13 protein-coding genes are annotated in these 16932 nt (G+C 65.3%); 5 read left to right on the top strand and 8 right to left on the bottom strand.

Translation table 11 applies throughout. The features are described from left to right. Window positions 1-15 precede the first annotated feature (15 nt). On the top strand, window positions 16-966 hold the full coding sequence (locus FR728_RS18325; protein ID WP_149894214.1) for an N-formylglutamate amidohydrolase: 951 nt from the start codon (window positions 16-18) through the stop codon (window positions 964-966). A 361-nt stretch (window positions 967-1327) separates the two neighbouring features. Next, window positions 1328-2119: a histidinol-phosphatase gene (hisN, locus tag FR728_RS18320; RefSeq protein ID WP_149894213.1), complete on the top strand. Its 792-nt coding sequence runs from the start codon at window positions 1328-1330 to the stop codon at window positions 2117-2119. Window positions 2120-2123: 4 nt separating this feature from the next. Here the strand turns inward: hisN and FR728_RS18315 are convergent, their stop codons facing one another. After that, complete coding sequence (locus FR728_RS18315) at window positions 2124-3110, bottom strand: alpha/beta fold hydrolase (protein ID WP_208998918.1); 987 nt, start codon at window positions 3108-3110, stop codon at window positions 2124-2126. Between the two features lie 146 nt (window positions 3111-3256). Continuing rightward, window positions 3257-3730, bottom strand: a complete 474-nt coding sequence (locus FR728_RS18310; RefSeq protein ID WP_149894212.1) for a hypothetical protein — start codon at window positions 3728-3730, stop codon at window positions 3257-3259. A gap of 276 nt (window positions 3731-4006) precedes the next feature. Between FR728_RS18310 and FR728_RS18305 the strand changes: the two genes are divergently transcribed. Next, the gene (locus FR728_RS18305; protein WP_149894211.1) at window positions 4007-4453 is read left to right on the top strand and encodes an Hsp20 family protein; all 447 of its coding nucleotides are present in this window, start codon (window positions 4007-4009) and stop codon (window positions 4451-4453) included. A gap of 155 nt (window positions 4454-4608) precedes the next feature. Here FR728_RS18305 and FR728_RS18300 read toward each other — a convergent pair whose 3' ends face one another. The 5 genes from FR728_RS18300 to FR728_RS18280 form a co-directional block, all read right to left on the bottom strand. Continuing rightward, on the bottom strand, window positions 4609-5652 hold the full coding sequence (locus FR728_RS18300; RefSeq protein ID WP_149894210.1) for a threonine aldolase family protein: 1044 nt from the start codon (window positions 5650-5652) through the stop codon (window positions 4609-4611). Between the two features lie 80 nt (window positions 5653-5732). Continuing rightward, the gene (locus FR728_RS18295; protein WP_149894209.1) at window positions 5733-6317 is read right to left on the bottom strand and encodes a DoxX family protein; all 585 of its coding nucleotides are present in this window, start codon (window positions 6315-6317) and stop codon (window positions 5733-5735) included. 74 nt (window positions 6318-6391) lie between these two features. After that, window positions 6392-7210 carry an HvfC/BufC N-terminal domain-containing protein gene (locus tag FR728_RS18290; RefSeq protein WP_188318955.1) on the bottom strand — a complete coding sequence of 273 codons (819 nt, stop codon included), beginning with the start codon at window positions 7208-7210 and terminating at the stop codon, window positions 6392-6394. Further along, window positions 7200-8108, bottom strand: a complete 909-nt coding sequence (gene bufB / locus FR728_RS18285) for an MNIO family bufferin maturase (protein ID WP_149894207.1) — start codon at window positions 8106-8108, stop codon at window positions 7200-7202. The genes FR728_RS18290 and bufB overlap by 11 nt, the downstream gene beginning before the upstream one ends. Before the next feature lie 103 nt (window positions 8109-8211). After that, on the bottom strand, window positions 8212-8511 hold the full coding sequence (locus tag FR728_RS18280) for a BufA1 family periplasmic bufferin-type metallophore (RefSeq protein ID WP_149894206.1): 300 nt from the start codon (window positions 8509-8511) through the stop codon (window positions 8212-8214). A gap of 809 nt (window positions 8512-9320) precedes the next feature. Here FR728_RS18280 and gltB point away from each other — a divergent pair. After that, window positions 9321-14063: a glutamate synthase large subunit gene (gltB, locus tag FR728_RS18275; RefSeq protein WP_149894205.1), complete on the top strand. Its 4743-nt coding sequence runs from the start codon at window positions 9321-9323 to the stop codon at window positions 14061-14063. A 99-nt stretch (window positions 14064-14162) separates the two neighbouring features. Further along, window positions 14163-15608, top strand: coding sequence for a glutamate synthase subunit beta (locus tag FR728_RS18270; protein WP_149894204.1), 1446 nt, complete (start codon window positions 14163-14165; stop codon window positions 15606-15608). A gap of 134 nt (window positions 15609-15742) precedes the next feature. Here the strand turns inward: FR728_RS18270 and FR728_RS18265 are convergent, their stop codons facing one another. Continuing rightward, on the bottom strand, window positions 15743-16918 hold the full coding sequence (locus FR728_RS18265; protein ID WP_149894203.1) for an SGNH/GDSL hydrolase family protein: 1176 nt from the start codon (window positions 16916-16918) through the stop codon (window positions 15743-15745). Window positions 16919-16932 lie beyond the last annotated feature (14 nt).

Raw genomic sequence — 16932 nt, 5'->3', positions numbered from 1 at the left:
GGACCAAGGAAAGGAATGGATTTGGCATCGGAAAGGGACCTGGAACGGAACGCGGATCGGGACGGCAGACCCGCACCGGAACTCCGTGCGGATTTCAACGGACGCCCCCCGTTCGAGGTACTCACCCCGGCTGACCAGCGCCTGCCCTTCGTCTTCAACTCCCCCCATTCCGGCTGCCAGTATCCGCGCAGCTTCCTGCAGGCCTCGCGCCTTGACGAGCGGACCATCCGTCGCTCCGAGGACGCCTTCGTCGACCAGCTCTTCACCCACGTGGTGCCGCTGGGCGCCCCGATGCTGCGCGCTCACTTTCCCCGCGCCTATCTGGACGTGAACCGGGAGCCCTACGAGCTCGATCCAAAGATGTTCGAGGATCGCCTGCCGCCCTATGCCAACGTGCGCTCCATCCGCGTCGCGGGCGGGCTCGGCACCATTGCCCGCATCGTCAGTGACAACCAGGAGATCTACCGGCACCGCCTGCCCGTGTCCGAGGCGCTGTGGCGCATCGAGGAGATCTACAAGCCCTATCACACCACCCTGCGCCGCCTGCTGGCCCAGACCCATGTGACCTTCGGCTTTGCTGTGCTGATCGACTGCCATTCCATGCCCTCGACCGTGCGCCACGCCTCCACCGACGCCAAGCCGGATTTCATTCTCGGCGACCGCTATGGCACCAGCTGTGCGCCAGAACTGGTGGATTATGCCAGCGCCCTGCTCCGCAGCCTCGGCTACAAGGTCTCGCGCAACACGCCCTATGCGGGCGGCTTCATCACCGAGCATTACGGCCGGCCGAACCGTAGCCTCCACGCGCTGCAGATCGAGATCAACCGCGGTCTCTACATGGACGAGACGACCCACATGCCGAACCAGCACTTCGTCCGCCTGCAGAACGATCTGGCGATCTTCGCCCGCGAGCTGACCGCCATGCCGGACCATCCCTTCCAGGAAGAGGCGCAGGCCGCCGAATAGGCGCACGCCAACGGCTCCCGGGAAAGACGCATCTCTCCGAGATTTCAACACCTTGCATCGATTGAAAGAAAAAAGGGCCGCTGAAAAGCGGCCCGAGTCTAGGGAGGAAACGCCCAAGGAGGGCGGCGCTACTCGGAAAGATCGTTTCGCGCTGCAATAAATATCGCGCCGCAACGCACAAAGGTCAAGCCTCGCTTCTATGCAGGGCATGTCCGAAAATTAGGCAATTCGCCCGATCAACTTGCGTTCTTTTCGGTTGCGTCCCCTTAAGCGACTGACCTAATTGAAAAGACAGCTTTCCGAACACCGTCGCCCCGCCCGCCGGATCTGACAGTGCCGCGCACCATGACTGGAGCTTTTCGTGTCTTCATCCCATCCGTTTGTCCCCTTTCTGACCACTCTCTCCAGTGCCGCGGGTGCTGCGATCCTTCCGCATTTCCGCACCGGCTTCGACGTGGAGAACAAGAAGTCCGGCGGCTTCGACCCGGTGACCATCGCCGACAGGGCCGCGGAAACCGCCATGCGCGCGGAAATCAACCGCGCCTATCCGGATCACGGCATTCTGGGTGAGGAACACGGATCGGAAAACCTCGACGCGGAACATGTCTGGGTGCTGGATCCGATCGACGGCACCCGCGCCTTCATCTCCGGTCTGCCGACCTGGGGCGTGCTGATCGGCCTGAAGACCGGCGGCAAGCCCGCCATCGGCATGATGGCCCAGCCCTATGTGGGCGAAACCTATGCGGGCGACGGCAAGAGCGCCTGGTATGAAGGCCCGCTGGGTGCACGAACACTCGCGACCCGCCCCTGCGCCGAGATCGAGAGCGCCGTGCTGCTGACAACCGCGCCGGAAATGTTCCAGGGCGCCGAGGCCGACGCCTATCAGGCGATTGCCTCGCGCACCCGCCTCAACCGCTACAGCAGCGACTGCTATGGCTATGCGATGGTGGCCGCCGGTCAGGTGGACTGCGTCATCGAGACCGGCCTGCAGGCCTATGACGTGGTGGCGCTCATCCCGATCATCGAAGGCGCCGGCGGCGTGATCACCAGCTGGACCGGCGGCAGCGCGGCAGACGGCGGTCAGGTGGTGGCCAGCGGCGACCCGCGCCTGCATGACCAGCTTCTGACGATCCTCTCCCGCGCCGCGGTCTGAGGCCTCACATGCGCGCCGGCTCTTCCAGAAGGGCCGGCGCTTCCACCTGCCCCGGAATGAAGGCGTCGAAGGCGGTGAAGAACTGATCCCGGAAGACGTCGCGCTCCATCAGGATCTCGTGGGCCGACCCGGCGATCTCCAGATAGCCGACGGACTTCATCCGCGACGCCAGCTCCTCGGCCGCGCGGGTCGAGACGATCCGGTCGGCCCCTGCGGTGATCATGAGACAGGGCAGCGACACGGAAGGACCATAGTCCCGGCTGCGGAACGACAGCATCGCCTGCGCCAGCGCATTGAGCCATCCGGCCGTGGCCGAGCCCAGCCCGAGATCGGCCCCCGCCTCCAGAACGGCGTTGGCGCGGGCAAAGCGGCGCTCGTCGCTCGTCTGCCGGTTCCCGGCAAAGGGCAGGATGGTTTCGCTGTTGCCTCCGGGCACGAAGAGCCCCCCCAACCCACACAGCGTCATGAGCCGCGCAAGGCGGAAGGCCGAGCGCTCCTTCCAGGGCGCATCGAAGAGGCCGACGAGCGGCGCGCACAGAACCGCGCGATCCAGCGTCGTGCGCAGGCGCGGCGCCTCGGCCAGAAGCACGGCGCAGCCGGTGGAATGGGCGAGGGCAAAATGCGGACCGGGATATTCGGCCAGCGACACCTTGCGCAGGATGGTCCGCAGATCTTCCTGATACTGTCGCATGGAGCGCACGTGACCGCGCCGCCGGTTGCGCAGGGGCCGGTCCGACCCACCCTGCCCGCGCCAGTCGAAGGCAATCACCGCAAAGCCGCGCCGGCGCAGATCCTCGATCACCTCGAAATACTTCTCGATGAACTCTGCCCGCCCCTGCAGGATCGTGACCGTGCCCCGGCGCCCGCCATGGGAGGAGGGCCAGTGCGCATAGCGCAGTTGCGCGCCGTCCCCGGTCTTGAGGAAGCCGCAGGCGCCCCCCGCAGGGATCGGATTGTCCGGGTGATCGATCAGGGTCATGTCCGCAGCCATGTTCGGGAAATCACCACGACAATAAGGCGTTGGTGGCGGAGCGACAACTGCGCCGAAGCAACTTGGGCGGCTCCTTGGCGCGAAAACGCAAAAGGCCCCGCGCGGTGGCGGGGCCCTTTGCCATCAGAGAGATGATGCGACGTCACTTACCAGCGGTAGCTCCAGTGGAACCCCTGGCCACGGGCAGGCTCGCGGCCGATGATGGCACCGGAGCGGCCATCCACCACCAGACGCTCGCGAAGGCCGCGCCAGCCATCCGCCTTGACGATGTAGACCGGGCCGCGCTGGCCGACGATCCGGATGTCCTCGAAGCCCTGACGGCGCAGGCTGCGGCGCACGTCGCGTTCGCTCATCAGCCAGTGGCGACGGTCATCGCGGCGATGTTCGCGGGCACCTCGCTCGTCGCGCCGGTCATGGTCGCGGTTCCAGTCTCGACCCTGATCCCGGCCCTGGCCCCGATCACCGTGGTGACCGCGATAGTCTGCCTGGACGACAGGGGCGTGCCCAGAGCTGATATTGGAGCCGGCGGCAGACGCCACACCGGCGGTGGTGACGATGGAGCCCCCCAGAACCAGAGCGGTCAGGAAGCTGCGGGCAAACTTGGCGGTCATGCGGGTCATGAGCTTTCTCCTCGGTCTTTGGCAGGCGGCGGCGATGTCCTTGTCGCCCTTGCCGCTGTTGATGAGAGGAGATTGCTCCAGGCCACTTGAACCGAAACGGAAGGCTTCGTTCAGCTGGCATTCATGTGCAAAAACCGCCCTCTTGAATCCATCAAACGCGTGCTTATCTCAGGTTCACAGGCGCCGGATCCGGGCCTGTGACACACGAACGATCTCGCCAAGACGGGGGATCGGTTCGGCATCAGAAATATCCGTTGCTCAAGAGAGGACAGAGATATGCGCCATTTTGACTTTTCTCCGCTCTATCGCTCCACCGTGGGCTTTGACCGGCTTTTCTCCATGCTCGACAGCGCCAATGCGGACGCCCCGAGCTACCCGCCCTACAACATCGAGCGCACCGGCGAGAACGCCTATCGCATCACCATGGCCGTGGCCGGCTTTGCCGAGAAGGATCTCTCGGTCGAGGCGCGCGAACATGTGCTGACCGTGAAGGGCGAGAAGGAAGCCGAAGATGAGGGCCGCGACGTGCTCTACCGGGGCATTGCGTCCCGCGCCTTCGAGCGCCGCTTCCAGATCGCGGAATATGTCCGCGTGGAAGGTGCCCTGCTCGAAAACGGTCTGCTTCACATCGACCTGGTCCGCGAGCTTCCCGAAACGATGAAGCCGCGCAAGATCGAGATCGGCAGCGCAAGCGCCAGGCAGATCGAGGCTCAGGCCCACTGACCTCATGGCTCCGGGACATCCGGAGCTCCTGACGGGATGACCACCGGACACGACAGACCTCCCACTGTCCCTCCAACCGGTGGTCTCTCCCCCCCAAACGGCAACGGCCGGATCGAAGGATCCGGCCGTTGTCGCATTCAAGAGGACCAATCCGCTCAGAGCAGGTCGAGAAACGCCGAGACTTCCGAAGGATCGGTCGCAAAGCTCGTGACGAGACGCAGGGCGACCTCACCGTCCTTCAGAGCTTGCGGATGGTCGTGCGCCACCGGCCACTCATAGAACGCGGCCCCGGCGGCCCGCAGGCGCGTTACCTGCTCGCTACTCAGCACCGGGAAGACCTCGTTGGCCTGGACGGGCGACAAAAGCCGACCTCCCTTCTGCACGATCCCGGCACCCAGCCGGCTCGCCTGCTCGTTGGCGTGCGCCGCCGTCTTCAGCCAGCTGTCTTCGGCGAGATAGCCGTCCAGCTGGGCGGCCACGAACCGGCTCTTGGAAAACAGGTGACCCGCCCGCTTGCGGATATATTCGAAACCCTTCGCGCCGGCTTCATCAAAGAAGACGACCGCTTCCGCGCACCAGCATCCGTTCTTGGTGGCGCCGAAGGACAGCACGTCGACACCGGCCTTCCAGGTCATCTCCGCTGGCGTCACGCCGAGGCTCACGAGCGCATTGGCAAAGCGCGCGCCATCCATGTGCAGGGGCACCCCGCGGGAAGTCGCAACCTCCTTGAGGGCGGCAATTTCCTCGACCGTATAGACAGTGCCGCTTTCGGTCGCCTGGGTCAGGGAGACGGCCGCCACCTGACCGTGATGCACCACCCCGTCCGGGTAGGCTTCCATGGTCTGGCGCAGGGCGTCGGGCGTCATCTTCCCGTCCTGCCCCGGCACGCCAACCATGCGGTTGCCGGAGGTCAGGAATTCGGGACAGCCGCATTCGTCGACCCGGATGTGGGCATCCATGTGCCCGAAGACCGCACCGCCCGGACGCGCATAGGCGGAGAGCGCCAGCGCATTGGCGGCCGAGCCGGTGGCCACGAAGAAGACCTTCACGTCCCTCTCGAAGAGATCACGGAAGCGCTGTGCGACGGAAAGGGTGAGCGGATCGCTGCCATAGGCGGGAGCAAATCCGGAGGCATGGCGGGCCAGAGACGCCATGACCGGCGACGTGGCTCCTGCCCAGTTGTCACTGGAGAAGTTCATGGCGCGGAGAGTGCGTCAGCTCCGCCGGCTCCGCAAGCCACTTTGCAACGAGATCGGCTGCCGGCGGATCGGTCCACGTCTCAATAATAGGTGGCGCGCTTGCGCATCCGCGCGCCCAGCCAGGCATCGAGCGAGATCCGGCCGGGCCCCATCAGCGCAAGGATCAGCAGGGGGAAGGCCCACATCAGCCGCTGATCCGCGATCACCGAGCCGGGATTGGCGTCGAAGAAGGCACCGATGGTTTCCGCCTCCACGTGATGACCGGTGATGTCCACCACCGTCATGACCGCAAGGAACCCCAGCATGCCGACACTGGCCACCCGGGTGAAGAGCCCGAGGACGACGAGCAGCGGCAGCACGAATTCCGCCCAGGTGCCCAGCAGGACGATCAGCCCATAGGGAAAGAACGGGATCTGGGTCACGTCATAGCCGGCCGCATCCATCACCCCGGGCAGGATCTGGGCATAGGCGCCATCGGAGGGCATCAGGAAGCCGAGCGCGCCCTCGCCGAGCTTGGTCAGGCCCGACTGCCAGAAATAAACGAGCAAGACGCTGGCAAAGACGAGCCGGGCCGCAAGGCCGGGAAGCCAGTCCCGCGTCAGACGTTCCACGCCCTCGGCCGCGGCCTTGTGGCCGCGATGGATCATTCCGATTGCACCATCCATGTCACCCTCCGTTCCGGCCCCGCGTCGCGCAAGGCCGGTCTCCTGTCTTTCGACCAGTCCCGTTTTTCAAATGTTCAGCACGCGGATCCGCGATGCAATGCGCAAAACGCGGAGCTTGTCGCAAGGCTTGCCAGCAGCCCGGCTATGTCCGCCTCGCCCTCTTCATGGGCAAGGACCGTGTCCAGAGCACCAGACAGCGTTTCGCCTGCCTGAAGAGCGGTCAGGAACCGCGCCTCGACCGGGCTCAGATCCGTGACCTCGACCTCCAGCTCCGGACGCCGGATGAGAACCGCCCGGTCGCCCGGCGAAAGATCCGGCGGCGGCAGGGCCTCCCGCGCATCTTGCGTGCGGTTGCGCTGCCAGATCTCATGCACCGGCCAGGGCGACATCAGGATCGCCGCCGCCGGATGGGGCCTGAGGGTCAGCTCGCCGAGCGCATCGGCAGCCACTCCCGCCAGACAGGCCGGCGACAGGCCGGGCACATCTGCCGCGTGATAGGCCTTGAGCCAGGCCCATTCCAGCCGCGCCGTATCCGCCAGATAGGGATAGTCCGCCAGCGGCGGGAAGCCTTCGAGGAACCCCGCGAACTCCGCACCGTAATCGAGCAGCACCGGCGACCGTGGCGGATGGCCGCGGATAAACTCCGCTGCCAGTGCCTTGAAATAATCTTCACCGAGCAGGCCCCTGATCGCCGGATAGACCGAGCCCAGCGCCTCGATCAGGCTCGACATCACATTGTTCCGGTAGACCGAGAAACGCCTGGGCGCCGGTTGTCCCTCGGGGCCGACGACGCCTGCCGGCAGGGCCCGCGCCAGATCATCCCCCGACGCCACGGGCACCAGCAGCCCGCCGGCCAGCCGAGAGGACCCGAGCGCAGTGTGGTCATCCCGCACGGCGCATCTCCTGGTCGGCAGCCAGACGGTGGCCAGAAGGGCGGTGGCCAGAAAGGCGGTGAGCAGACAGGATGGCCTCCGCCCGGCGCGCCTCGTCGAGCAGCACCGGAAGATCGGGCAGTGCCTGATCCCATTCGATCAGCGTCGGCAGCGACCCATGACGGGCAATGACGTCGGCAAACAGCGCCCAGACCTGCGCATCGACCTCCCGGTCGTGGCTGTCGATCAGCAGCGGCCGCCCCAGATCATCCGTGTCCTGCGCATGCCCGCCCAGATGGATCTCGCCCACATGCTGCATCGGAAAATCCGCGAGATAGTCCTGCGGCGACCATTGCTGGTTCACGCAGGACACATGCACGTTGTTCACGTCGAGCAGCAGACCGCAGCCGGTCCGCCCGGCGATCTCCGCCAGAAACTCCGTTTCGGAAAGGGTCGTTTCGCTGAAGGCGACATAGGTCGACGGATTTTCCAGGAGCATCCGCAGCCCGAGAACCTCCTGAACCTCATCCACGTGATCACAGACCCGCGCCAGCGTTTGCTCCGTGTAAGGCAGCGGCAGCAGGTCGTTGAAATAGGTTCCCTCATGGGTGGACCAGGCCAGATGCTCCGAGAACTGCGCGGGCGCATAGCGCTCGACCAGCCGCTTCAACCGGGCAAGGTGACCCTTGTCGAGCGGGTCTTCCCCACCGATCGACAGCCCCACCCCATGCAGGGAGACCGGATAGAGCTCGCGGATGGCCGAGAGCTGGCGATGGGGCATGCCCCCGTCGCCCATGAAGTTCTCCGCATGAACCTCGAAGAAGCCGACGGCCGGGCGCATTTCGAGGATCTCGCGGACATGGTCAGGCTTCAGCCCCAGTCCGGCGGCCGCGGGAAGTCCCCCAGCCAGGTCGCTCATGGTGGTCATCCGGTCTCTTCCTTGTTCCAGGCTGGCGCAAACCGGCCGGAACCGCCAGACCCGAAGGCCAGGCCGGTTCCGCAATCCGGTCGCCGGAGGACGATCAGGCCTTGGGCAGATCGCGCTCGAGCGGAGACAGGGAGCCCTGACGCTCGCCCGGGAGCTTCATGTCGGCGCAGGAGCCCTTGGGCACGAGGGTCCAGGCATTGCCCTGATAATCGACGGTGGACGTTCCGGCGCAGGTGGTGCCCGGTCCGGCCTTGCAGTCGTTCTGGCCCTTCAGGGACACGCCGTAGCACTTTTCCTTGGCCTGAGCGGCAGCATCCTGCGGGGCAGCGATCCCGGCAAGGGCACCGGCCATGGCACCAGCCAGAACGGTCGCGGTCAGTCGGGTCTTGCTCATCTCGATCTCCTCTCGGTCGATCCGTTTGTGATCACGCGCAGCCGGTTCATCGACCGGTCGCAGGCAGACCTTCCCAACTTCCCCGATCAATGGAAAATCAAACGCCCGTGACACCCGCCGTGATCGGAACGCCTGTTCCCGACCAGCCTCTTGCGGCGCAAGATATGATCGCCGCACCGCAACCTCAGACAGCCCTCGCTGCCTTGAATTCGCCACGGCGTGCAAGAATCTTTCCTTTTGAGCCTCCAAAAGCCACGAAACAGCGATTTGGCACTGCGCCCGCGAAATATTTATAATAGTGTCGGGGACAAACGGACTTGCCCCGCTGGTGGAAATCTGGCATGGTCGCGCCGCTTGCAATAGGACAGCATCACTGTCCCATTTACGAGACCACGGAGCACGGCCACCTCGTCCGCTGCCCTCCGGACTGCAAGGGCAGCGCCGGATAGCGGTGAGACCGGATCGGGACCGACCCCGGGGAATGACGTCGATTGCGGACCGGATCACGAAAGATCCGCCTGCTTGCAAAGCCTGTAAGGTGCAAGACGCCGCGTCCCCTCTTCCCGCAAGAGACGGACGCAAGGCGCACACGGGACGGAGCAACCGGACGCAAGGTCGGATCGACACCACGCCAGCTCGCCAGGGGCCAAATCCCGACGACGGCGAACAGGCGTTCGAATTTCGACAGAGCCGAGGCCGATGGCCAGGGTCGTCACACGAGCCGCATCCCGCAAGGAACGCGACCCGGACGACAGCCTGACGCCGGACCCCGGCCCGGAAACATCGTGTGCGAACACGTGAGGGAGCAAATGAAGAGAATAGAGCTGACGACCGGCACGGCGATCCAGAACGGCACGATTCAGGCAGAGATGACCCCGGCGACCACCGCGGGCACGACACTGTCGAAACGTCTGCACGACGCTGCCGAGAACGGGCTCTATAATCCCGCGCGCGAACACGATGCCTGCGGCGTCGGCTTCATTGCCCACATGAAGGGCCAGAAGTCGCACCAGGTCGTGGCAGACGGCCTCAACATCCTCGAAAACCTGACCCACCGCGGCGCGGTTGGGGCCGATCCGCTCATGGGCGACGGCGCCGGCATGCTGGTGCAGATCCCCCATGCCTTCTTCGTCGAGGAAATGGCGGCACAGGGCGTGACCCTGCCCGAACCGGGCAAGTATGGCGTCGGCTTCCTGTTCCTGCCCCAGGACCCGGCCCTGCGCGCCAAGTGCAAGGAAATCGTCGAGCGCGTCATCGCGCTGGAAGGCCAGGAAGTGCTCGGCTGGCGCGATGTGCCCACCGACAACTCCTCCCTGTCCAAGGCCCCGGACATTGCGGCCACCGAGCCGTTCTGCGCCCAGGTCTTCATTGGCTGCACCAACTGCATCGATCAGGACACGTTCGAGCGTCGCCTCTTCATCCTGCGCAAGGTGGTGTCCAACACCGTCCGCGCCGAGAGCGATGCGGTAAAGCACGGCTTCTACGTGGTCTGCATGTCAAGCCGCACCCTGGTCTACAAGGGCATGTTCCTGGCCTATCAGCTGGGCGCCTACTACAAGGACCTGAAGGACGAGCGCTTCACCTCGGCTCTTGCCCTGGTGCACCAGCGCTTCTCCACCAACACCTTCCCGTCCTGGGACCTTGCCCACCCCTACCGCATGGTCGCCCACAACGGCGAGATCAACACCCTGCGCGGCAACGTCAACTGGATGGCCGCCCGTCAGGCTTCGGTGTCCTCTCCGCTCTTCGGCGGCGACATCACCAAGCTGTGGCCGATCTCCTATGAAGGCCAGTCGGACACCGCCTGCTTCGACAACGCGCTGGAATTCCTCGTCCAGGGCGGCTACTCGCTCGCCCATGCAGCCATGATGCTGATCCCGGAAGCCTGGGCCGGCAACCCGCTGATGGACGAGAACCGCCGCGCCTTCTACGAATACCACGCCGCGATCATGGAACCGTGGGACGGCCCTGCCGCAGTGGCCTTCACCGACGGCCGCCAGATCGGCGCGACGCTCGACCGCAACGGCCTGCGTCCGGCCCGCTACATCGTCACCGAAGACGACTATGTCATCATGTCGTCGGAAGTCGGCGTTCTGCCGGTGCCGGAAGAAAAGATCGTCCGCAAGTGGCGCCTGCAGCCGGGCCGCATGCTGCTCATCGACCTGGAACAGGGCCGCATCATCTCCGATGAAGAGGTGAAGCGCGAACTGTGCACCGCCAACCCCTATCGGGACTGGCTGCACCGCTCGCAGATCGTGCTCGAAGACATGCCGCCGGTGCGTGAACGTGCACCCGTTGCCGGCGAGAGCCTTCTCGACCGTCAGCAGGCCTTCGGCTACACGCAGGAAGACATCAAGCTTCTGATGCAGCCGATGGCAACCATCGGCCAGGAAGCCATCGGCTCCATGGGCACCGACACTCCGGTCTCCGTGCTGTCCGACAAGTCGAAGCTGCTCTACACCTACTTCAAGCAGAACTTCGCTCAGGTCACCAACCCGCCGATCGACCCGATCCGCGAGGAACTGGTCATGAGCCTGGTGTCCTTCATCGGCCCGCGCCCGAACCTCTTCGACCTGAAGGAGGTCTCCACCTCCAAGCGTCTGGAAGTGCGCCAGCCGATCCTCACCAACGCGGATCTGGAAAAGATCCGCGCCATCGGGGACATTGCCGACAACCAGTTCTCCGCCAAGACCCTCGACATCACCTATTCCGCCTCCAAGGGCGCGGATGGCATGGAGAAGGCTCTCGAGGAACTGTGCGAGCGCGCCGAGAAGGCCGTGCTGGATGGTGACAACATCATCATCCTGTCCGACCGCCTGATCAGCCGGTCCCGTATCGCCATTCCGGCGCTGCTGGCGACCGCTGCCGTGCATCACCACCTGATCCGCAAGGGCCTGCGCACCTCCGTGGGCCTCGTGGTGGAAACCGGCGAAGCCCGCGAAGTGCACCACTTCTGCGTGCTGGCCGGCTATGGCGCGGAAGCCATCAACCCGTACCTGGCGTTCGAGACCCTGCTCTCCATGCACATGGAGCTGGACTTCCCCGAGGAAGTCGACGCCGAGGAAGTGGTCTACCGCTACATCAAGTCCATCAACAAGGGCATCCTCAAGGTCATGTCCAAGATGGGCATCTCGACCTACCAGTCCTACTGCGGCGCCCAGATCTTCGACGCCATCGGCCTGTCCAGCGCCTTTGTCGAGAAGTTCTTCTTCGGCACCGCGACCACCATCGAGGGCATCGGCCTGGACGAAGTGGCCCGCGAGACCGTGGACCGTCAGGCCCAGGCCTTCGGCGACGTCGCCGTCCTGCGCCGCTCGCTCGACGTTGGCGGCGAATATGCCTACCGCATGCGCGGCGAAAGCCACATGTGGACCCCGGACTCCATCGCCGTGCTCCAGCACGCGGTGCGTTCCAAGCTGCCCGACCAGTATCGCGAGTTCGCGCGCATCGTGAACGAGGAAACCGGCCGCTATCAGATCCGTGGCATGTTCCGGATCAAGGGCGCCGAGGAACTCGGCCGCAAGCCCGTCGACCTTGCTGAGGTCGAGCCGGCAGAAGCAATCGTCAAGCGCTTCGTCACCGGTGCCATGTCCTTCGGCTCCATCTCCCGCGAGGCGCACACCACGCTGGCGATGGCCATGAACGAGATGGGCGGCAAGTCCAACACCGGCGAAGGCGGCGAGGAAGCCGAGCGCTTCAACCCGCTGCCGGACGGCTCGCGCAACCCGCAGCGCTCCGCCATCAAGCAGGTGGCCTCCGGCCGCTTCGGTGTGACGGCGGAATATCTCGTCAACTCCGACATGATCCAGATTAAGGTCGCGCAGGGCGCCAAGCCCGGTGAAGGCGGCCAGCTTCCGGGCCACAAGGTGGACGCGGTCATCGCCAAGGTGCGTCACTCCACCCCGGGCGTGGGCCTGATTTCGCCCCCGCCGCACCACGACATCTACTCGATCGAGGATCTGGCCCAGCTGATCTACGATCTGAAGAACGTCAATCCGGAAGCCGACATCTCGGTGAAGCTCGTGTCCGAAGTGGGCGTGGGTACGGTTGCGGCCGGCGTTGCCAAGGCCCGTGCCGACCACATCACCATCTCCGGCTACGATGGCGGCACCGGCGCGTCTCCGCTGACCTCCCTGAAGCACGCAGGCTCGCCCTGGGAAACCGGCCTTGCCGAAACCCAGCAGACCCTGATCCTGAACGGCCTGCGCTCCCGCGTGGCGCTGCAGGTCGACGGTGGTCTGAAGACCGGCCGGGACGTGCTGATCGGCGCCCTGCTGGGTGCGGATGAGTTCGGCTTCTCCACCGCCCCGCTGATCGCCGCAGGCTGCCTGATGATGCGCAAGTGTCACCTGAACACCTGCCCGGTCGGCATCGCGACCCAGGATCCGGTCCTGCGCAAGCGCTTCAAGGGCACGCCGGAGCACGTGATCAACTACTTCTTCTTCGTCGCCGAAGAGCTGCGCGAACTGATGGCAGCCCTGGGCGTGACGAAGCTGGACGAGATCATCGGCCGCTCCGACTTCCTCGACAAGCAGGCTGCCATTGAGCACTGGAAGGCCCGTGGCCTCGACTTCTCCCGCGTCTTCTACAAGCCGGAAGCCGACGAGAGCGAGATCCGCTGGACCCAGCGTCAGGAACACCCGATCGTCGACATTCTCGACCGTCGCCTGATCGCCGCCGCCAAGCCCGCGCTCGACGACAAGACCCCGACGATCATCGACGAGACCATCTGCTCCGTCGACCGTTCGGCCGGTGCCATGCTCTCCGGTGAAGTGGCCAAGCGCTATGGCGCCCGCGCCATGCCCCACGACACCCTGAAGGTGAACCTGAAGGGCACCGCCGGCCAGGCCTTCGGCGCGTTCCTGTCCAAGGGCATCACCTTCAAGCTCGAAGGCGACGCCAACGACTACGTCGGCAAGGGTCTGTCGGGTGGCAAGGTCATCGTGCGTCCGCCGGAAAACACCCGGATCGTCGCCGAGGACAGCATCATCGTCGGCAACACGGTACTCTATGGCGCCACCACCGGGGAAGCCTATTTCCGCGGCGTGGCCGGCGAGCGCTTCGCGGTCCGCAACTCGGGTGCGACGGCGGTCGTCGAAGGCGTGGGTGACCACGGCTGCGAATACATGACCGGCGGCGTGGTCGTCGTCATCGGCCAGACCGGGCGCAACTTCGCGGCCGGCATGTCCGGAGGCGTGGCCTATGTTCTCGACGAGGACGGCACCTTCGGGTCGCGCTGCAACCTGGCCATGGTGGAGCTCGAGCCGGTCTCCGAAGAGGATGACCTGCTGGAGAAGCTGCACCACCACGGTGGCGATCTGGAGCACAAGGGCCGCGTGGACGTGAGCGGGGACATGACCCGTCACGACGACGAGCGCCTGCGCCAGCTTCTGACCAAGCACGTGGAATACACCCGCTCCAGCCGGGCCCAGACCATCCTCGATCACTGGGCGGAGTACCGTCCCAAGTTCGTGAAGGTCATGCCGGTGGAATACCGCCGCGCCCTGCGCGAGATGGAGGAAAAACGCCTCGGTCTCGTGGCGGCGGAGTGATCCGCACACACGAAAGAACGAAGCCCGGCTCTCGGGTGCGGATCCCTCCGCACCCGATCGAGCCGCCCAGAGACTTGAGAGATTTGTGAGGAGGTCACCTTGGGCAAGGTTACCGGATTTTTGGAAATTGACCGCCAGGAGCAGAAGTATCAGCCGGCGTCCGACCGTATTCGTCACTTCAGGGATTTCACGATCCCGCTGACGGAGCCGGAGGTCCAGCGTCAGGCCGCCCGCTGCATGGATTGCGGCATCCCCTTCTGCCACGGCCCCACCGGCTGCCCCGTGCACAACCAGATCCCCGACTGGAACGATCTGGTCTATGGCGGCGACTGGGATCTGGCCCTGCGCAACCTGCACAGCACCAACAACTTCCCGGAGTTCACCGGTCGCATCTGCCCCGCGCCTTGCGAGGAAGCCTGCACCCTGAACCTGGAAGACATCCCGGTGAACATCAAGTCGGTCGAGCAGGCGCTGGCCGACAAGGGGTGGGCCGAGGGCTGGATCGTGCCGGAACCGGCTGCGATCAAGACCGGCAAGGCCGTCGCCATCGTTGGCTCCGGGCCTGCCGGCATGGCCGCTGCCCAGCAGCTCGCCCGCGCAGGTCACACGGTCCATGTCTATGAGCGCGAAGCCAAGGCCGGCGGCCTGCTGCGCTATGGCATTCCCGACTTCAAGATGGAAAAGCACTACATCGACCGCCGCGTGACCCAGCTGGAAGGCGAAGGCGTCACGTTCCACTACGGCGTCGACGTGGGCACCACCATCTCCCTGGAAGATCTGGCCGAGCGTCACGACGCCGTGATCCTCTGCGCCGGCGCCGAGCGTCCGCGTGATCCGGGTGTTGACGGCTTCGAGTCCCTCGAGGGCTGCCACTGGGCCATGACCTACCTGACCCAGCAGAACCGTCGCGTCGGTGGCGAGCCGGAAATCAAGCCGGGCGTCAACGAAGCGCCGATCTGGGCCGCGGGCAAGCATGTCGTCGTCATCGGCGGCGGCGACACCGCGTCCGACTGCGTCGGCACGGCCTTCCGCCAGGGTGCCCTCTCGGTGACCCAGCTCGACATCCGCCCGATCCCGCCGCTCAAGGAAGACAAGCTCACCATCTGGCCCTACTGGCCGACGAAGTTCCGCACCTCGTCGTCCCAGGCCGAAGGTGCCGAGCGCGAGTTTTCCGCGGCAACCCTCGGCATCGTGGGCGAAGACGGCCATGTAACCGGCGTGAAATGCGCCCGCGTGGATGAAAAGCGTCGTCCGATCGAAGGCACCGAGTTCATCCTCAAGGCTGATCTCGTGCTGGCCGCCATCGGCTTCTCCGGCCCGCGCCTCGACACCTTCATCGCCGAAGCCGGCGAGAAGCTGGAGCTGGACGGCCGCACCAACGTGAAGGCCAACACCGAAGACTACCGCACCTCCATGGACAACGTCTTTGCCGCCGGTGACGTGCGCAAGGGTCAGTCCCTGGTGGTCTGGGCCATCCGCGAAGGCCGTCAGGCTGCCCGCGCGGTGGACGAGTTCCTGACCGGATCCAGCAACCTGCCGCGCTGATCGGCAGCACCTTGCAGACATGAAGAAGGGCCGCTCCCGGCAACGGGGCGGCCCTTTGATCTTTGAGCGATCCTGACCACAGGTGCCACAAGGCAGCGGCCCGCGGGCGCGCGGCGCCCCTCACCCGCCGCGCTTTACCGCCGCCAGTCGTCGACGCGCCCGGTGGGCGCTTCCATCGCCTCGCCGCGCACCAGAACCCTCTCGGCCAAGGTCGCCGTGGCCGCAAGCCTGTCCTGCGGATCGGAAGACTCGCCGCCGAGGAGATCGGTCTCGGATGAGGTCGACCTGCCGGTCAGCACGATGAAATTCGGATCATCTGCGATGCCTTCGAAGGCGAGCCCGCCGTATCCGCCGAGCATTCGGGTCAACTCGCGCTCCACGAAAAAGGCCACCTTCAGATAGCCGTCCCAGGTGAAGCCGATCCTGTCGCCGGTGCGCAGCTTCTTGCGCTGGCCGTCGATATCCGGGCCGTAGGAGGAATACTCCCCGGCATCCGACAGGAAGATTTCCCAGATCCCGACATAGGAGCCCCGCCCCTTCTCCGCCTCTTCCCGGTGGATGGTACTGAAAAGCTGGAAATCCGCATTGAGCAGCGGCGCATTGGTCGGCGGCAGGCCGATCCAGATCACCGGCTTGCGCAGGCCGCGCACGGTCTCGACAAGCTGCGCCGTCCGGGTCCGGTAGGCATCGGCCCAGGCTTGCGTGCCGAACTCGACCGGCGGTTCTCCGGCAAGGGTGGAAGCAGGATCATGCTGCCCCATCATCACGACCACGGCGCGCACCCGGTCCAGCTCTGCGAAGGACCGCAGATCCGCCGACCATTCCACGGGCTTGCCACCGATCAACCCGCTGCCCGGATGAATAATCTTCTCCGTCCGCACCATGGGCTTGTCCTGCAGCAGGAACTTCAGCCCTTCGGCCACGCCATCGGCCATCTCGTCGCCGATGACGAGCAGCACACCCGCTTCCGGGTCCTTGGCCTGCTCCACGAAACGCGGCTTGGAATAGCTGGAGCCACCCGAGGCGGCCGACGAGGCCGCGCCAGAGGAATTGCGCTTGGCCCCATCCTTGGGAGGCCGGCTCTTCTGCCGGTCATCCCCCTTGAACAGGCGAAGCAGGGATCCGAAGGGATTGAACGAAAAACGGCCGTTCTCGGCCACGACGATGGGGGTGCGAGATCCCCATCCATCCGTCTGGGCTCCGGCTGGCGCGGCGACAAGCGCAAGCACCACCGCCGCTCCGCAAAGGATCAGGCCGCAGGCAAGCGCAAGGGACGGGAGCGTGCGGCGACGATACACCGTCTCTGGCATGGTCTGCGTCATCT

Source organism: Roseibium aestuarii (assembly GCF_008477545.1).
In the GTDB taxonomy this organism is placed as follows: domain Bacteria; phylum Pseudomonadota; class Alphaproteobacteria; order Rhizobiales; family Stappiaceae; genus Roseibium; species Roseibium aestuarii.
The sequence above is the reverse complement of the archived record's forward strand: the minus strand, read 5'-3'. Positions and strand labels throughout refer to the sequence as shown.